We start from the raw sequence: 14,504 nt of genomic DNA on the forward strand, positions 1-14,504 counted from the left end.
ATCTTCGGGCGTGGTCGTCCGTGCATGCGGAGCATCAGCGTCCACTGATTGCGACCGGGCGGCCAGGCGGTGCAATGGAAGTCACCCTGCGGCGCACAGGCGCGTTCGACGGCCGGGCTTCAGACAAGCGCCTCAGCGCGCGCCAGCGGTCGGAGCGGGATATGTTCCGAGCACGCTACTCGGCGGCTATCCTGGCGTGCTGCCGGCCAAACAGCGCTACACCGACATCGTCCACGGCGAGGCCAATGCGGGCCCGGATCGCTTCGGATGCCAGCACGCCATCAGCGAAATCCTTCTCCGAGGCGTATACGGCCGTCGGCAGCGCAAAGGCTTCGAAAAAGCCGAACAGCGGCCGCAGCTGATGCTCGACGATCAATGCATGGCGATCGCCGCCGCCGGTCGCCGCCAGCAGCACCGGCTTGCCCCTGAGGGCAGCCGGATCGACGAGATCGAAGAAATGCTTGAACAGACCGGTATAGCTGCCCTTGTAGGTAGGCGAGCCGACCACCAGGACGTCGGCGGCCAGGATCCGCTCGAGGATGGCGCGAGCCTGTACGTCCAAGTCGCGCGTGGCTTTGGCATTGCCAAGGCTGGGACCGAGATCGACGATGTCGTGGGTACTGGCGGCGAGGCCGTATCGTCCGGCGATCTCCGTCACGATATGGTCCACGAAGCCACGGGTCTTGGAGGGCCGCGTGAAGTTGCCGGAGAAGCCGACAATGGCCGGATTGGTCATGATGGATGCCCTGTGATCTTTTCGAACCAGTTGGCCAATGTCCATAGTTTTTATAGACATTGCTGCCGAACAAAAGGAATTCACGGTCGCCGTGTGCCGAAATCGGGAAAGATTTTTTCTCCCGCGGAGCCGCCTTTGAAAAAGCCGCGAGGTTGGCAGCGCGCAAACGTCGTTTGCGATCGCCCGTCTGCATGCCGGATGATGACGTCACCCGATCCAATGTACTTGGCAACTGTCGCACGCGAAGGGCGATGCGACCGTTGCCGAAAAGGGGTGACCATTACCGTTTGTTCGGAACCTGATCGCCCGGCCGCTGTTTTCCGTTCAGTCAAACATGGAGGACGCCATGGCACGCGACAGAACCGAATATGAAACCGGCGCACGGAAGTATCCCGCTAGGACCGGCCCGGATCCGAACGATGATTTCTCGTCTGACGCAGCGGGCAACAAGCCGCCGGCAGGTGGAATGGGGCTTACGCGACCGGCGGATCAGACAAATGAACAGACACATCAGTCAGAAGGACAGAACCCGCCTCGCAGGGTGACGCCCAGCCCCGCGACGGAGAAGACATCCGGCGCGGGTCCGGCGATCTCCGAGCACTCGAAGGACGCGAAGGCTCCAAGGTCGGGCCGCCAACCCGGCGCCTACGTCAAGGACTGACACGGACGGGCGGCGATACCTTCTGACAAGCCTCTGCGTCGCGCAGACCTGCCGGTCTGCCGCGCGTTGAACTTTCTTCAGCCGAGGAGACGATCATGCAGACGAAGTCACAAACGGCCGGTGAAGCCGCCAAGCAGCGCCATATCCAGCGCGGCATCGATGCCAAGGACAAATCGAAGCGCAACGGAAAGACGGAGCACGCCATGCAGGCAGGCGCGCGGACCTATCCCGAGCCGCCCTTCCCCGAGCAACATCAGGCGAAACCCGGGCATGAAGCGGCGATCGAGCCCGCTCCGCTCTACGATGCACCCTACTATGTCGGATCAAAGAAACTCGAAGGGAAGGTGGCTCTCATCACTGGTGGCGACTCGGGCATCGGACGCGCGGTGGCGGTGTTGTTCGCCCGCGAAGGCGCCGACATCGCGGTCGTCTACCTGGCCGAGGACAGAGACGCCGAAGACACAAAATCCGCTGTTGAAAAAGAAGGCCGGCGCTGCATCCTGTTGAAGGCCGACGTCAGTGAACGCCAGGACTGCCACGATGCCGTGGCGACCACGGTCGAAGCATTCGGCCGCATCGACGTGCTGGTCAACAACGCCGCCTTCCAGATCCATTCCAGCGACTTCAGCGACCTGACCGAAGAACATTTCGACACGACGCTGAAGACCAATCTCTACGGCTATTTCCATATGGCGCAGGAAGCCGTGCCGCATATGAAGCCGGGCTCGGCGATCGTCAACACGGGTTCGGTAACCGGCATAGAAGGCTCGAAGCAGCTGGTCGACTATTCGATGACCAAGGGCGGCATCCATGCCTTCACGCGAGCGCTTTCGGGCAACCTCATCGCCAAGGGCATCAGGGTGAACGCGGTCGCGCCTGGCCCGGTGTGGACGCCGCTCAATCCGTCCGACAAGGAAGCCGACGACGTCTCGAAATTTGGCGCCGACACGCCGATGAAACGGCCGGCCCAACCGGAGGAACTGGCTCCAGCCTATGTGTTCCTCGCCTCCCCGCACTGCTCAAGTTACATCACCGGCGAGATCCTGCCGATCGTCGGCGGCTACTGAGGTCATCGCAATGTATTTCATTGCCTTGGCGACCGACTATGATGGGACCCTCGCACATGACGGGACGGTCTCCAACAAGACGCTCGCCGCGCTGGAGCGGTTCAAGAAAAGTGGCCGCAAACTGCTTCTGGTCACCGGCCGCGAGTTGCCCGACCTTAAGCGCGTGTTTCCCGATGTCGGCCTGTTCGACAAGGTCGTCGCCGAAAACGGCGCCCTGATCTACACACCGGCCAGCGAGGAAGAGCGGGCGATCTCACCATCGCCGGAGCCCGAATTCGTCGCCAGGCTGAAAAAGCAGGGGGTGAAGCCGCTTTCGGTGGGACGGTCAATCGTCGCCACCTGGGAACCGCATCAGGCGACCGTGCTCGAGGTCATCAAGCAGATGGGGCTCGAACTCGAGATCATCTTCAACAAGGGCGCGGTAATGATCCTGCCGAGCGGCGTCAACAAGGCCACCGGGCTGGCGGCAGCACTCGAGGACCTTCGCCTGTCGCCGCACAATGTTGTGGGTATCGGCGACGCCGAGAACGATCACGCCTTCCTGAAAGCCTGCGGCTGCAGCGTTGCGGTAGACAATGCCATTCCCGCGGTCAAAAGCACCGCGGACCTGGTCACGCGCGGTGCACGCGGCAAAGGCGTCGAGGAATTGATCGTCAAGCTGATCAAAAGCGACCACGGGATCGTGCCGAAACGTCACGACGGGATTGTCCTGGGATCGTCCGGTGGCGACGACATCTATCTGTCGCCGACCGAAAGCGTGCTCATCGCCGGCAGTTCGGGCATCGGCAAATCCACTTTGGCCACCGCGCTGACAGAACGCTTCGTCGACAGCCGATTTCAGTTTTGCGTCTTCGACCCGGAGGGTGACTATGACGGCCTCGAGGGCGCCGTTCGGCTGGGGGATGCATCGAGCGCGCCGACAAAGGCACAGGTGCTCGACCTGATCGCCAAGGCCGACAGCAATGTCGTCGTCAACGGGCTGGCGCTGCGTGTCAACGAACGGCCTGACTTCTTTGCCGACCTGCTGCCTGGCCTTGGCAGTTTCCGTCGCCGCACCGCAAGGCCGCATTGGCTGGTCATCGACGAAGCGCACCATCTTCTTCCGAAGCGGCGCGACGACACCCGCGCCGTGCTCTCCCTGGAATTGCCGGGCACGATCCTGATCACCGTCCATCCCGAGGCGATTTCGACCGACGCCCTGCGTCTGATGACGGCCGTCATCGCCCTTGGCCCGAAGGCTAAGGACGTGGTGAAGACCTTCTGCCATGAGACCGGCATCGAGCCGCCGAAGGACATTCCCACGCCCAAGGGCGATCGGGTTCTGTTCTGGCGGCCGGGGGCGCGCAAAAAAATCACGACGGTCAAGGTCATAGAACCTCGCCAGTCTCTCAAGCGCCACAGCCGCAAATACGCCGAGGGTCGACTCGATGAGACCGGCAGCTTCTATTTCCGCGGTCCCGACGATGCGATGAACCTCAGGGCCCATAATCTGATGATCTTTGCTCAGATGGCCGAAGGCATAGACGACAAGACCTGGGAGTTCCATTTGCGCGCGGGCGACTATTCGAAATGGTTCCGCCACCAGATCAGGGACAAGGACCTCGCCCGCGAAACCGCCGAGGCGGAAAAGGACAGCAAGCTGTCGGCGGACGAGAGCCGCAAACGGGTGCTCGATGCCGTTCGGCGGCGCTACACGGCACCCGCGACTGCGCCCGAGGCGTAACAGCCCGACAGGAGGCGGTCATGAGCGATGACCGGCATGGCAAAGACGATAAAGACGGACGCGGCGAAAATGGACTGTCGTCCCAGCGCGCCAAGGCGAGATCATCCTGCGAACCCGCACGCGCCGGATCATCTTCGTGGCAGGACTGGTCGGCATCCTGACCCTGGCGGCGGTGGTCAGGTTCGCGATCGGTTGAACCTACCTGGCTGCAACAGCCGCCGCGATAGGGCGTATCGGGCAAGGCTGACCGCGCTTGGAACCCGGGCGCCGGCTTGGCGTTCAACCTCCATCGAGAAGGAGAAACGATCATGCCCCGAGGCGAGAAATCCAAATACACCGACAAGCAGGAACGCAAGGCCGATCATATTGCCGAAGGCTACGAGAAGCGTGGCGTCTCCGACAAGGAAGCCGAGCGACGCGCATGGGCGACGGTCAACAAGGACGATGGTGGCGGCAAGAAGGAAGGCGGCTCCGGGCGTGGCAAGCACACGGGGCACCCAGCGGCGCACAAGGGCGGCAAAAGCGGCGGAAAGGCGTCCGCTTCCCGATCGGCCGCCAGCCGGTCCGAATCGGCAAAGAAGGCGGCGGCGACCCGCAAGAGGAACGCCGAACACCACGCCCACTGACCGACCGCGAGGATTGGAACGCCGGCATGAAATCGCGACTCGTCAACGAGGCCAATGGCCAACGGACATTTGTCGTGGTGCTCGACCCCGGCGAGGAAGCGTTCGCGGCGCTGACCAGCTTCGCGGTCGAGCAGAAGATCGGTAGCGCCTCCCTGACGGCGATCGGCGCGTTCCAACGGGCCACCGTCGGTTGGTTCGACCTGGAGGCGAAGACCTATCGAAAAATCCCGGTCGACGAACAATGCGAGGTCCTGAGCGCGATCGGTGATGTCGCGACGGGCGATGATGGCAAGCCAAGCCTTCATGTCCACGCGGTGCTTGGTTTGAGCGACGGCGCGACCAAAGGCGGCCACCTGCTCGAAGGCACCGTTCGGCCGACATTGGAAATCACCGTGGTGGAAGCGCCGGGTCACCTGCGCCGCCGCAAGCGAGCTGAATTCGGTGTGGCTTTGATCGATCTCGGTGCCTGAAGCTCCTGCGGCTGGCGGGCTTCGCCGCTGGCGCCGTGCCCCAGAAAGTAAAGGCAATGACGGACAGGTTTGCCCTACCCCTGGACACGCCCCCCATGGAGGCCAAGGCAGCCGACATCCTGCCGGATGGGGAAGGCCTTTGGCAATACGAGCCCAAATGGGACGGGTTTCGCTGCCTCGCCTTCAAAGGCGACACGGATGTCTACTTGCGCGCCAAATCCGGCAAACCTCTCGGCCGTTACTTCCCGGAGCTCGTCGCCATGCTGCGGCAGGTCGAGGCCCGCAATTTCGTCGTCGATGGCGAGATCGTCATCGAGCTCGAAGGCCAGCTTTCTTTCGACGCGCTACAGATGCGGCTTCACCCAGCCGAAAGCCGCATCCGCAAGCTGAGCGCGCAAACGCCTGCCCGGCTGATCCTGTTCGACATGCCGGTCGCGCCAGGCGACACGATCCTGCTCGGCGAGTCGTTGACGCAACGACGCCTGGCAGTCGAGGGCTTCGTTCAGGACTGCGCCAAGCCTGGGTTGCGGCTCTCGCCCCGCACGACCGATCCGGCGACCGCCAGACGCTGGCTTGAGGAAGCCGGCCATGGTTCCACCGACGGCGTGGTCGCCAAATTGCTGGCCGACCCCTACCGGCCGGGGGAACGCGCGATGGTCAAGGTCAAACGGCTGCGTACGGCCGACTGCGTGGTTGGAGGATTCCGCTATCTGACCGGCGGCAAGGAGGTCGGCTCGCTCCTGCTCGGCCTTTATGATGAGAGCGGCAAACTCGACCATGTCGGTTTTACCTCGACCATTGGCAGGGATGACCGGGCTGGCGTCACCCGAAAGCTGGAAAAGCTGCGTGGCGGGCCCGGCTTCACCGGCAAGGCGCCGGGTGGGCCTAGCCGCTGGAGCACGCAGCGCAGCGGCGAATGGGAGCCCCTGCGGCCGGAACTGGTGGTGGAGGTCCGCTTCGACCATGTCACCGGCGACAGGTTCCGGCATGGCACCAAACTGTTGCGCTGGCGGCCGGACAAGGCGCCGCGTCAATGCACCATGCAACAGATCCAGTGACGGAGTTCGCGCCGCGGACACGCTTGCGCGTCATTGCGAGATGGCTGGAACAACCGTCCTCACAGCAAGTTGTGCTCCAGCTACACCGCTGGTGGGCTTCACGACAATTGGAGATAAAATCATGGCGACTGCGAAGAAAGCGGCAACGAAAGGCCTTGAAGCCCTGTTCCTCGACGGGCTGAAGGACATCTACTACGCCGAGAAGAAAATCCTGAAGGCACTGCCGAAAATGGCAAAAGGCGCCGAATCCGAAGATGTTTCGGCAGCATTCGAGAAACACCTGCAGGAGACCGAGGGCCAGGTCGACCGCCTCGAACAAATCTTCGAACTCCTCGACAAGCCGGCCCGGGGCAAAACCTGTCCGGCCATCGACGGCATCATCGAGGAGGGTTCGGAAATCCTCCAGGAATATAAGGGCGACCCGGCGCTGGATGCTGGGCTGGTCGGGGCGGCGCAGGCCGTCGAACACTACGAGATCGCGCGCTACGGGACGCTGATCGCCTGGGCCGAACAGCTCGGCAAGAGCGACGTGGTCAAACTCCTTAACGAGACCCTCGAGGAGGAGACGGCGACCGACGAGGCACTTTCCAGCCTTGGCGAGGGCGGTGTCAACGAACGTGCCCTGGAACAGGCCGCCTAGCTGGCGAGCTGTTGCCCCGGGCGCTTCAGGCGATCCGGGGCAAACTCCCCGGATTTCGGAGAACGACGATGGACCCCCGCAAAAGTGAGCAACCCACAGTTCAGAACGAAGACCCGACGGAGACTGAAGGTCCCACGGTAGAGCAGCAGGATTGGGACGCGCTCGCAGGCGCGAGAATCCTTCCGGATGACGTCGAGGTGGAAGACGAGGCCGACGGCGAATTGCCCGAGGAAGATGACGACAACCCCTACCAGGAAAGCGACGAGGCATTGCCCGACGATGTCGAGGAAGCGGTGCTGTCACGCGATCCTTCAAGGGAAGGCGGCCGCTTCGACGAGGAGTGACCAAACAGAGGGCGGATTCCGCTCAGCCGACCGCATGCATCGGGGGCTCTTCGTTCTCGTCAGGATTGGGCAACGGCGCCTCATCGGGCAATCCTTCCGGCTCCGGTTCGCCCATCGGCTTGGGCTTCCAATTGGGAGCCGGCATGGGTACGTCGCGGTTAGGGTCGGGTTCTCTCGGATCGGGCATCAAATCTGTCTCTCTTTCGGCTTAAGCATGCGGCGTCGACTCTGGCGCAGCACTATCACTCCGGAGCCCGTCCCCAGCGCTCGCGACGGGCACGCAGCCACACAGGTTTGCCACCAGCTCTCACATGTTCATGGGTTCCGCCACGCGTCGTGCCGACGCTGTCGCCGCCTTGTTGGCGCTGATTGTCACCGGCTTCCTGCCGCTGACGTCGGTTCTTATCGTCCATGTTCTTATGGCTTTGCTGGCCTGCTTTCACGTGTTGTTCGTGGCTACCGCCTTGATTGGGCATCTTCATCTCCATTGAGTCGTGCGAGACGACCACCCGCCTACGGGACGAAAGACGCTGGCGGCCCGGACGTTCCCTCACGTAATAATTCGTGAATCAGACCGCCCATGGGTAAGCCCGATCAGGCGATAAGCTGCTCGATCCTGATGGGAAGATCGCGGATTCGTTTGCCAGTCGCATGGTATACCGCGCTCGCAACGGCGGCCGCCGTGCCGACATTGCCCAGTTCTCCGAGGCCCTTCACGCCTGCCGGATTGACCTCTCGGTCAATCTCCGGAACCAGGATCACTTGGAGATCCTTGATGTCGGCGTTGACCGGCACGAGGTAGTCCTGCAGATCTCGATTGACGTATCGCGCATAGCGGCTGTCTACCTCGGTCGCCTCATGCAGCGCCTGGCCGATGCCCCAGATCATTCCGCCCATCAGTTGGCTGCGCGCCGTGCGCGTGTTCATGATGCGGCCGGCGGCAAAGGCCCCGACAATGCGCGGCACGCGGATTTCCCTGGTAAGGCGATTGATGCGAACTTCGACGAATTCCGCGCCGAATGCATATTTCACCGAATCCTCGTCCTGCTCGCCGCCGTGAAACTCCGGCTGGCCGGCATAGAGCTTCTTGAGCGCTTCGGGGCTCGCCCCCTTGGGCGCATACTCGGCATACTCCTCGATCGCCCCCACCCGCAGGGTTTTCAAGACGTCCTCGACCTTTGCCGAAGCGCCGCCCTTGGCAATGATTTTGCCATCGAGGATATCCAGTTCCTCATTGTGGGCGCCGGCAAGCGGACCACCTTCGCCGATCGCCGCGGCAAACAGCTTCGTCCTGATCGCGTCGCAGGCCTTGAGTACCGCCGAACAGACGCTTGCGGTGGAGATAGACCCTCCCGACACGGGCGCCGGAGGCAAGGTGCTGTCGCCCATCTCGACGCTGACCCTGTCCATGGCGACACCGAGGCGCTCTGCTGCCATCTGGCCGGCGACCGTGCGCACCCCGGTGCCGATTTCATGCGAGCCGCTCTGGACACGTACATCGCCGTCGACGGTCAGCCACACGCGCGCAGCGCAGGGAGCCGATGAGGTCGGATAGATCGCCGTCGCGCAACCCATGCCGATCAACCAGTCGCCGTCGTGCATCGATCCGACCTTGGCGTCCCGCTTCGCCCAGCCGAATGCGTCCGCCGCCTGGTCGTAGCATTGCATCAGCGAGCGGCTCGAGAACGGCTTTCTCCCGATCGGTTCGGCTTTTGGCTCGTTCACCCTTCGGAACTCCACCGGGTCCATGGCCAGCGCCACCGCCATCTCGTCCATGGCATTCTCCAGCGCATAGACGTAAGGCGTTTCGGGAGGCGAACGCATGTAGCCGGGCGTGTTGCGGTCCGCCTGGACCAGCGACACCTGCGTAAGCACCGCGCCGTAATCATACATACGGCCGGTCGCCGACGTTCCCCCGACCACATAGGGATCGGGTCGCGATGTCACCTCCCAGCCCTCATGCGCGAAAGCTGTTATGCGGCCGTCCTTGTCGGCGCCCATTCGGATCCGGTGTCTGGTCTCGGCGCGATAGGTCTGGGTACCAAACGCCTGCATGCGGCTGACCACGCAACGCACCGGCCGGCCGAGACGCCTTGCAGCGACCGCGACGATCGCCGTGCGGGCCGTCATCGGCCCCTTCGAGCCGAATGCGCCGCCGATGTATGGGCTGACGATGCGCACCTTTGCCGGATCGATCTTCAACTGCCTGGCAAGTTCGGCCTTCCAGCCGGTGACGTTCTGGGAAGGCTCATGGATGGTGAGTTGATCGCCCTGCCACATTGCCGTCGTCGAAAACAGTTCGATCGGGTTGTGGTGCTGCGTCGGTGTCGAATAGCGTGCATCGATCCTGACCGGAGCAGCGGCATAGGCGGCGTCGAAATCGCCAGACTTGACGTCTTCCTTGAACATCGGGCTTTTGCCCGCGGCGGCAACGGTCGTTGCTCCAGGGCTGTCGAAGCCCGCACTCGGTTTCTCCTCGGCGTAGTCGGCGCGGATCAGCAGCGCAGCTTCCTCCGCCGCCTCGAAGGTCTCGGCGACCACCAAGGCAATGATCTGCCCGTCGTGGAAGACCTTCCGGTCATGCAGGGGCGCGATCGAGGCGGCGGCGGTGTTGCCGAATTTCGGCTTGTCCACCGCGTCCATGTCGCCATAGGTCACGATGTCGAGCACGCCCGGCACCGCTCGGGCATTGTCCAGGTGAAGTGCCGTCACCCTGCCCCTGGCGATACTGCTGGTGGCCAGCGCGCCATAGGCGACGTTGGCCGCCGGGAGGTCCGCCGGATAAGTCGCCTGACCGGTCACCTTCAGCCGCCCGTCGATGCGCGGCAGCGGGGCACCCATGTTCTCCTTGGGCTGCGGAGCGGCTGCGTTCATGATCACACCTTCATGTCACGGGTTTCGAGGAGCACCCGCACCAGCGTCCTTTTGCCAAGCTCGATCTTGAACGCGTTGTGGTCGCGCGGCCTGGCATCGGCGAAAGCCGTCTCCGCGGCCGCCCGCGCCGTTGCCTCATCCAGTATCTTGCCGTGCAGGACCGCTTCCGCTTCCCTCGCCCGCCACGGCACCGTGGCGACGCCGCCAAGTGCTATGCGTGCCTCGCGAACGTTGTTGCCGTTCATCACATCGGCCAGGAACACGCGGATCTCGAATTCGAGTGCGGCCGGCCCGAAATTGGTGAACAGCACGAAGGGTTCCGGGTTCTTCAGCACCAGCGCATGGCCGCGCGCAATCTCAAGCNATCTCGTCAGCAGCGAGACCGGTCTCGACATGAGGGGTATCGCCGGGCAAGCGATGCAGGTCGGCGAACCGGATTTCGCGCGCGCCACGCGAACCCTCGACATGGAGGTTGGCGTCAAGGGCAATCAGTGCCTGGGCGAAATCACCATGATAGGTGGCGATGCAGGCGTCACTGACGCCCAGCACCGCGTGTTGCCTATTGAAACCGTCCATTGCCGCGCAGCCCGAACCCGGCTGGCGCTTGTTGCAGGCCCATGAGATCTCCCTGAAATACTCGCACCGCGTCCGTTGCAGCACGTTGCCGGCAAGGCTGGCCATGTTGCGGAGTTGACCGCTGGCTGCCAGCCTGAGGCTGTCGGCAATGACCGGATAATAAAGCCTGACGTCTTTATCGTCAGCCGCCTCGCCCATCCGCACCAGCGCCCCGAAACGAACCCCTTCGGCGGTGACGCGGATTTGCCGAAGCGCCGGCTCGGAGAGACGATTGAGATCGAGGAGGCGGCTCGGTTGGGCAACGTCGAGCTTCATGTAGTCGGCTAGATTGGTGCCGCCAGCGATGAATTGCATGTCTGACTGGGTCGGCGGCCGATCCGGCGCGGCAAAATTCGAAGCGAGGGCGACAGCCGCCGGGATGTTGGCCGGTTGCTCGAGAACGAAAGGACGCATGTCAGGCTCTCCCGGTTTCGTCGCGAGCCTGCACGATCGCCGCCACGATGTTGGGGTATGCAGCGCACCGGCAGATGTTGCCGCTCATATATTCCCGGATATCGGCCTCGGAACCGGCGTGGCCTTCGTTGACGCAGCCTATGGCCGACAGAACCTGGCCCGGCGTGCAATAGCCGCACTGGAAGGCGTCATGGTCGATAAAGGCCTGCTGCATCGGATGCAGGGCGCCGTCGCGCGAGGCGAGCCCCTCCACGGTCGTCACATCCTTGCCCTGCATCATCACCGCGAAGCTCAGGCAGGAGAGGACCCGTTTTCCGTCGACGAGCACGGTGCATGCGCCGCATTGCCCATGGTCGCAGCCTTTTTTCGTCCCGGTCAGCCCAACGTGGTCACGCAAGGCGTCGAGCAGGCTGGTCCTAGTGTCGAGCGAAAGCTCGTAAGCCTGCCTGTTGATACGAAGCGAGGTGACGACCGGCTCCCGGAGCTTGGAACGGGGCGCGGCCACTTCATCCGCCTTGGCCTTAGGAGGCAGGAGCGGTGCGACCGCAGCGGCCGAAACCGTGCCCGTCATGAAACGTCTCCGGCTGAGGCCAATTGGCTTTGAGACGAGGGTTTCGGACATGGCTCCGCTCCTGACTGGTTTCGCCGCTAACCTTTTACTCCGGGCATTGTTCCGAATGCAGCGCGACAAAACCCTGCCTGATCGCGAAAGGGTGATTTGCTCCCGCGGGTCGGTGAGGCACGGCTAAAACCGATCGAAGCGGCCGCAACGAGGCTTCTAGAGAGTGGATCGATGTGGGGAAGGCTCGGACTCGCACCGCTGCCGCTGATCCCGACGGCGGCGACTTGCCGGCATGGCGACAAGCAAGAAGAACGAAGGTCGAGGCGGCATCCTACTCCATGACATGTGGAGTGTGCCGCTTGTCCTCCTTGGGATCGACGTCAATACGTGCCTTTTTCGGATCGAAGGCGCCATGACGCGCGATCGCCAGGGCCGCGGTGTCCGGCGTCTCATATGCCCACATGAAGTCATCGGCCGAGCCGCCGACAGCATGAACGCGCCAATAGCTCGCTGTTCCCTTCAACGGGCATTCGCTGGTGGTGTTGGTCTTCTCGAAGAGGTCGAAATAGATATCCTCGAACGGGATATAGAATACCGGCTCATGGCCCTCCTCCCGAAGAATTTTCGCACGGTCGCTTGCGGCGACTATCGCGTCGGAGAAACGGACCGTCACCGTGCCGAGGAATGGTTCTATGCTCATGCCGCCGATAGGGCGCCTGGAAATCGCTTCTGAACCTTGCATCTGAATTCTCCTTGGCCAGCGTCTTGATGGTTGGATGACATTTGTCTTCCAAGCGTGAAGTCGAAATGCGCAGCAGTGGATTGAGGTTCCGGTCCCTCCGTAAATCCTGGCTTGTGCAGTCATCAGCCTAGCCGCGCCGGGGAAATGACCGGAGCCTCATCGTTCAGGCCAGCCACGCAAGTAGCAGCGGCGTATCGCAATAGGAAATCGGGTTCATTTGGTCGCCGGGGCAGTTGGCTGATCGCCACCGGTCGTCGACTGCGGTCTGGCGTCCTGGTCGACCGGCGGGTTCTTGGTGACGGTGTCGGTGTTGGCCTTCGTCGGCTCGGTGCTGTTGTCACATGCGGTGAGCGCAAGACCCGTTGCCAGGACCAGAAAGGACAGGAACCTCGTCATCGCCATCTCCTCGGGCTGACACTCGACAAACGAGGTTCCGCGATTCTGGTTGCCACCGTGGCCACGCCTTCCAAGGGGGAGCCGTTCCCTTCATCGATCGTTTCCGCGATGTATTCAGTAAGATCGCCCACCTCATCCTGGATGTCCTGCGCCGCGATCCCCTCGTCTTGCGCATCCGCCACGCACTGACTTGCGAGTTCCTCCGCGACATCGATGCCGGACATAGGGATAGACTTGTCAACGACATGTTCTTCGATCCAATCCCCAATGAAGTGGGCTGTTCGATTGACGATCAGGTCGGCGTCCTCGGACAACGCCGCTTCGCGCCTGAGCTTATCCCTGGTTGTCGTTCTCATCGGACACACCCGTTCACTTGACCAATTTCAAACGCCGCTCGGCCGCAAAAGATGCAGGTAAGGAGGAAAATCATGATCGGCCGCACGGCGGGAACGGGTGTCTTTGTCCCGCGTTGTCAGCCACGCTTTGGACGTCCTCGAACCCGGTAATGGCTTTGAAACCACAAAGAGGTTCTCCGCCGAACGACAAGCAGCCCTCGCTGATCGATGAGGAAGCAGCCAGCCGCGCGGCCTCGACAACCAAGGACGGCAATGCCCCAGCAGGGCGGGAGCCAGGAAGCCGGGGGCGCGACGCCACATGGCCATCTCAAATCACTGGGCTGGGGTGGAAGGACATCTTCTGGCGACTTTGGGAAGAGTTCAACAAGGACCGGGTTCTGCTGGTGGCTGCCGGCGCGACCTTCTATCTCCTGCTCGCCTTGTTTCCCGCCCTGGCGGCCTTCATCTCGATCTATGGCTTCGTCGCGGACCCGGTCACGGTCGCCGACGATGTCGCTTACCTCCAGGGATTGTTACCGCAGGGTGGGCTCGATCTCATCCGCGATCAGCTGCAGGCCTTGGCCCGCCAGAAAGCAGGCGCTCTCGGCACAGGCTTTTTCATTGGGCTGACAATCGCCCTCTGGAGCGCCAACAGCGGCATGAAGGCACTCTTCGACGCGATGAACATCGCCTACGAAGAGCGTGAGAAACGCTCGTTCCTTGTCCTCAATCTGATGTCGATCCTGTTCACGGCCGGAGCCCTGCTCATCGGCATCGTGCTGCTGCTTACGGTGGGTGTTGTTCCGGCGCTGTTGCGCTTTTTCTACCTTGATGCCTGGACAGAAACCGTGGTTGCGGTATCCCGATGGCCCATCCTGGTGGTGTCGATCCTGACCGGCATTTCCTTGCTCTACCGTTTCGGGCCAAGTCGGGAACATGCGAAATGGCGATGGTTGAGCTGGGGAGCGCTTGCGGCAACCGCGGCATGGATCATCGCGTCGTGGCTGTTCTCGTTCTACCTCCAGCATTTTGCCAACTATAACGCGACATACGGCTCGCTCGGTGCCGTGGTCGGCCTGATGATGTGGACATGGATTTCAGTCATCATCCTGATCGCCGGCGCCGCCATCAACGCGGAAATGGAACATCAGACAGCCTGTGACTCGACCACAGGCCCTGCGGTTCCCATGGGTGAGCGCGGCGCGGTCGTCGCCGACACTTTGGGCAAGACTGCGGACTGA

At 62.6% G+C, this 14,504-nt stretch carries 17 protein-coding genes and 1 pseudogene; 9 read left to right on the forward strand and 9 right to left on the reverse strand.

Going from position 1 to position 14,504, the window contains the following annotated elements:
* Positions 1–175: 175 nt before the first annotated feature.
* A complete protein-coding gene (gene msuE / locus X742_RS160615) occupies positions 176–736 on the reverse strand; it encodes an FMN reductase (RefSeq protein WP_023771226.1) in 561 nt (186 codons plus the stop codon).
* Positions 737–1,492: 756 nt separating this feature from the next.
* Between msuE and X742_RS160605 the strand changes: the two genes are divergently transcribed.
* From X742_RS160605 to X742_RS160575, 7 genes are all read left to right on the forward strand, one after another.
* On the forward strand, positions 1,493–2,464 hold the full coding sequence (locus tag X742_RS160605) for an SDR family oxidoreductase (protein ID WP_023771228.1): 972 nt from the start codon (positions 1,493–1,495) through the stop codon (positions 2,462–2,464).
* A gap of 10 nt (positions 2,465–2,474) precedes the next feature.
* A complete protein-coding gene (locus X742_RS160600) occupies positions 2,475–4,187 on the forward strand; it encodes an HAD-IIB family hydrolase (protein WP_023771229.1) in 1,713 nt (570 codons plus the stop codon).
* Positions 4,188–4,495: 308 nt separating this feature from the next.
* Positions 4,496–4,813, forward strand: a complete 318-nt coding sequence (locus X742_RS160595) for a hypothetical protein (protein WP_023771230.1) — start codon at positions 4,496–4,498, stop codon at positions 4,811–4,813.
* Between the two features lie 26 nt (positions 4,814–4,839).
* Positions 4,840–5,283, forward strand: a complete 444-nt coding sequence (locus tag X742_RS160590; protein WP_023771231.1) for a PPC domain-containing DNA-binding protein — start codon at positions 4,840–4,842, stop codon at positions 5,281–5,283.
* 56 nt (positions 5,284–5,339) lie between these two features.
* The gene (locus X742_RS160585) at positions 5,340–6,341 is read left to right on the forward strand and encodes an ATP-dependent DNA ligase (RefSeq protein WP_023771232.1); all 1,002 of its coding nucleotides are present in this window, start codon (positions 5,340–5,342) and stop codon (positions 6,339–6,341) included.
* Positions 6,342–6,462: 121 nt separating this feature from the next.
* On the forward strand, positions 6,463–6,981 hold the full coding sequence (locus tag X742_RS160580; protein ID WP_015319108.1) for a ferritin-like domain-containing protein: 519 nt from the start codon (positions 6,463–6,465) through the stop codon (positions 6,979–6,981).
* Between the two features lie 68 nt (positions 6,982–7,049).
* Positions 7,050–7,325: a hypothetical protein gene (locus X742_RS160575; protein ID WP_023771233.1), complete on the forward strand. Its 276-nt coding sequence runs from the start codon at positions 7,050–7,052 to the stop codon at positions 7,323–7,325.
* A gap of 22 nt (positions 7,326–7,347) precedes the next feature.
* Here the strand turns inward: X742_RS160575 and X742_RS1000000172200 are convergent, their stop codons facing one another.
* A complete protein-coding gene (locus X742_RS1000000172200; protein ID WP_023771234.1) occupies positions 7,348–7,512 on the reverse strand; it encodes a hypothetical protein in 165 nt (54 codons plus the stop codon).
* 124 nt (positions 7,513–7,636) lie between these two features.
* On the opposite strand from X742_RS1000000172200, the gene X742_RS1000000176710 reads away from it, so the two are divergent.
* Complete coding sequence (locus X742_RS1000000176710; protein ID WP_023771235.1) at positions 7,637–7,816, forward strand: hypothetical protein; 180 nt, start codon at positions 7,637–7,639, stop codon at positions 7,814–7,816.
* Positions 7,817–7,919: 103 nt separating this feature from the next.
* Here the strand turns inward: X742_RS1000000176710 and X742_RS160565 are convergent, their stop codons facing one another.
* From X742_RS160565 to X742_RS160545, 7 genes and pseudogenes are all read right to left on the reverse strand, one after another.
* On the reverse strand, positions 7,920–10,199 hold the full coding sequence (locus X742_RS160565; RefSeq protein WP_023771236.1) for a xanthine dehydrogenase family protein molybdopterin-binding subunit: 2,280 nt from the start codon (positions 10,197–10,199) through the stop codon (positions 7,920–7,922).
* Between the two features lie 2 nt (positions 10,200–10,201).
* Positions 10,202–10,561 (reverse strand): annotated as a pseudogene (locus tag X742_RS1000000172210) (mechanosensitive ion channel family protein); the annotation flags it as partial.
* Complete coding sequence (locus X742_RS0136395; protein ID WP_245275505.1) at positions 10,557–11,228, reverse strand: FAD binding domain-containing protein; 672 nt, start codon at positions 11,226–11,228, stop codon at positions 10,557–10,559. The gene X742_RS0136395 and the pseudogene X742_RS1000000172210, both read right to left, overlap by 5 nt.
* A 1-nt stretch (position 11,229) precedes the next feature.
* Positions 11,230–11,850, reverse strand: coding sequence for a (2Fe-2S)-binding protein (locus X742_RS160560; protein WP_023771237.1), 621 nt, complete (start codon positions 11,848–11,850; stop codon positions 11,230–11,232).
* Between the two features lie 271 nt (positions 11,851–12,121).
* Positions 12,122–12,532: a DUF427 domain-containing protein gene (locus tag X742_RS160555; RefSeq protein ID WP_023771238.1), complete on the reverse strand. Its 411-nt coding sequence runs from the start codon at positions 12,530–12,532 to the stop codon at positions 12,122–12,124.
* Positions 12,533–12,745: 213 nt separating this feature from the next.
* The gene (locus tag X742_RS160550) at positions 12,746–12,928 is read right to left on the reverse strand and encodes an immunogenic protein (bcsp31-1) (protein WP_023771239.1); all 183 of its coding nucleotides are present in this window, start codon (positions 12,926–12,928) and stop codon (positions 12,746–12,748) included.
* On the reverse strand, positions 12,925–13,284 hold the full coding sequence (locus X742_RS160545; RefSeq protein WP_023771240.1) for a DUF768 domain-containing protein: 360 nt from the start codon (positions 13,282–13,284) through the stop codon (positions 12,925–12,927). Before X742_RS160545 ends, X742_RS160550 begins: the two co-directional genes overlap by 4 nt.
* A gap of 149 nt (positions 13,285–13,433) precedes the next feature.
* On the opposite strand from X742_RS160545, the gene X742_RS160540 reads away from it, so the two are divergent.
* Complete coding sequence (locus X742_RS160540; protein WP_023771241.1) at positions 13,434–14,504, forward strand: YihY/virulence factor BrkB family protein; 1,071 nt, start codon at positions 13,434–13,436, stop codon at positions 14,502–14,504.

This window comes from Mesorhizobium sp. LNHC229A00, from assembly GCF_000502415.1.
Taxonomy (GTDB): Bacteria; Pseudomonadota; Alphaproteobacteria; order Rhizobiales; family Rhizobiaceae; genus Mesorhizobium.

Bases quoted from the DNA above. Each gene is read 5' to 3' on its own strand.
- X742_RS160540 (WP_023771241.1), top strand. From the start codon at position 13,434: ATGGCTTTGAAACCACAAAGAGGTTCTCCGCCGAACGACAAGCAGCCC.
- X742_RS160585 (WP_023771232.1), top strand. From the start codon at position 5,340: ATGACGGACAGGTTTGCCCTACCCCTGGACACGCCCCCCATGGAGGCC.
- X742_RS160605 (WP_023771228.1), top strand. From the start codon at position 1,493: ATGCAGACGAAGTCACAAACGGCCGGTGAAGCCGCCAAGCAGCGCCAT.
- X742_RS160545 (WP_023771240.1), bottom strand. From the start codon at position 13,284: ATGAGAACGACAACCAGGGATAAGCTCAGGCGCGAAGCGGCGTTGTCC.
- X742_RS160595 (WP_023771230.1), top strand. From the start codon at position 4,496: ATGCCCCGAGGCGAGAAATCCAAATACACCGACAAGCAGGAACGCAAG.
- X742_RS160565 (WP_023771236.1), bottom strand. From the start codon at position 10,199: ATGAACGCAGCCGCTCCGCAGCCCAAGGAGAACATGGGTGCCCCGCTG.
- X742_RS160590 (WP_023771231.1), top strand. From the start codon at position 4,840: ATGAAATCGCGACTCGTCAACGAGGCCAATGGCCAACGGACATTTGTC.
- X742_RS1000000172200 (WP_023771234.1), bottom strand. From the start codon at position 7,512: ATGCCCGATCCGAGAGAACCCGACCCTAACCGCGACGTACCCATGCCG.
- X742_RS160550 (WP_023771239.1), bottom strand. From the start codon at position 12,928: ATGACGAGGTTCCTGTCCTTTCTGGTCCTGGCAACGGGTCTTGCGCTC.
- X742_RS160580 (WP_015319108.1), top strand. From the start codon at position 6,463: ATGGCGACTGCGAAGAAAGCGGCAACGAAAGGCCTTGAAGCCCTGTTC.
- X742_RS1000000176710 (WP_023771235.1), top strand. From the start codon at position 7,637: ATGTTCATGGGTTCCGCCACGCGTCGTGCCGACGCTGTCGCCGCCTTG.
- X742_RS160575 (WP_023771233.1), top strand. From the start codon at position 7,050: ATGGACCCCCGCAAAAGTGAGCAACCCACAGTTCAGAACGAAGACCCG.
- X742_RS160560 (WP_023771237.1), bottom strand. From the start codon at position 11,850: ATGTCCGAAACCCTCGTCTCAAAGCCAATTGGCCTCAGCCGGAGACGT.
- msuE (WP_023771226.1), bottom strand. From the start codon at position 736: ATGACCAATCCGGCCATTGTCGGCTTCTCCGGCAACTTCACGCGGCCC.
- X742_RS160600 (WP_023771229.1), top strand. From the start codon at position 2,475: ATGTATTTCATTGCCTTGGCGACCGACTATGATGGGACCCTCGCACAT.
- X742_RS160555 (WP_023771238.1), bottom strand. From the start codon at position 12,532: ATGCAAGGTTCAGAAGCGATTTCCAGGCGCCCTATCGGCGGCATGAGC.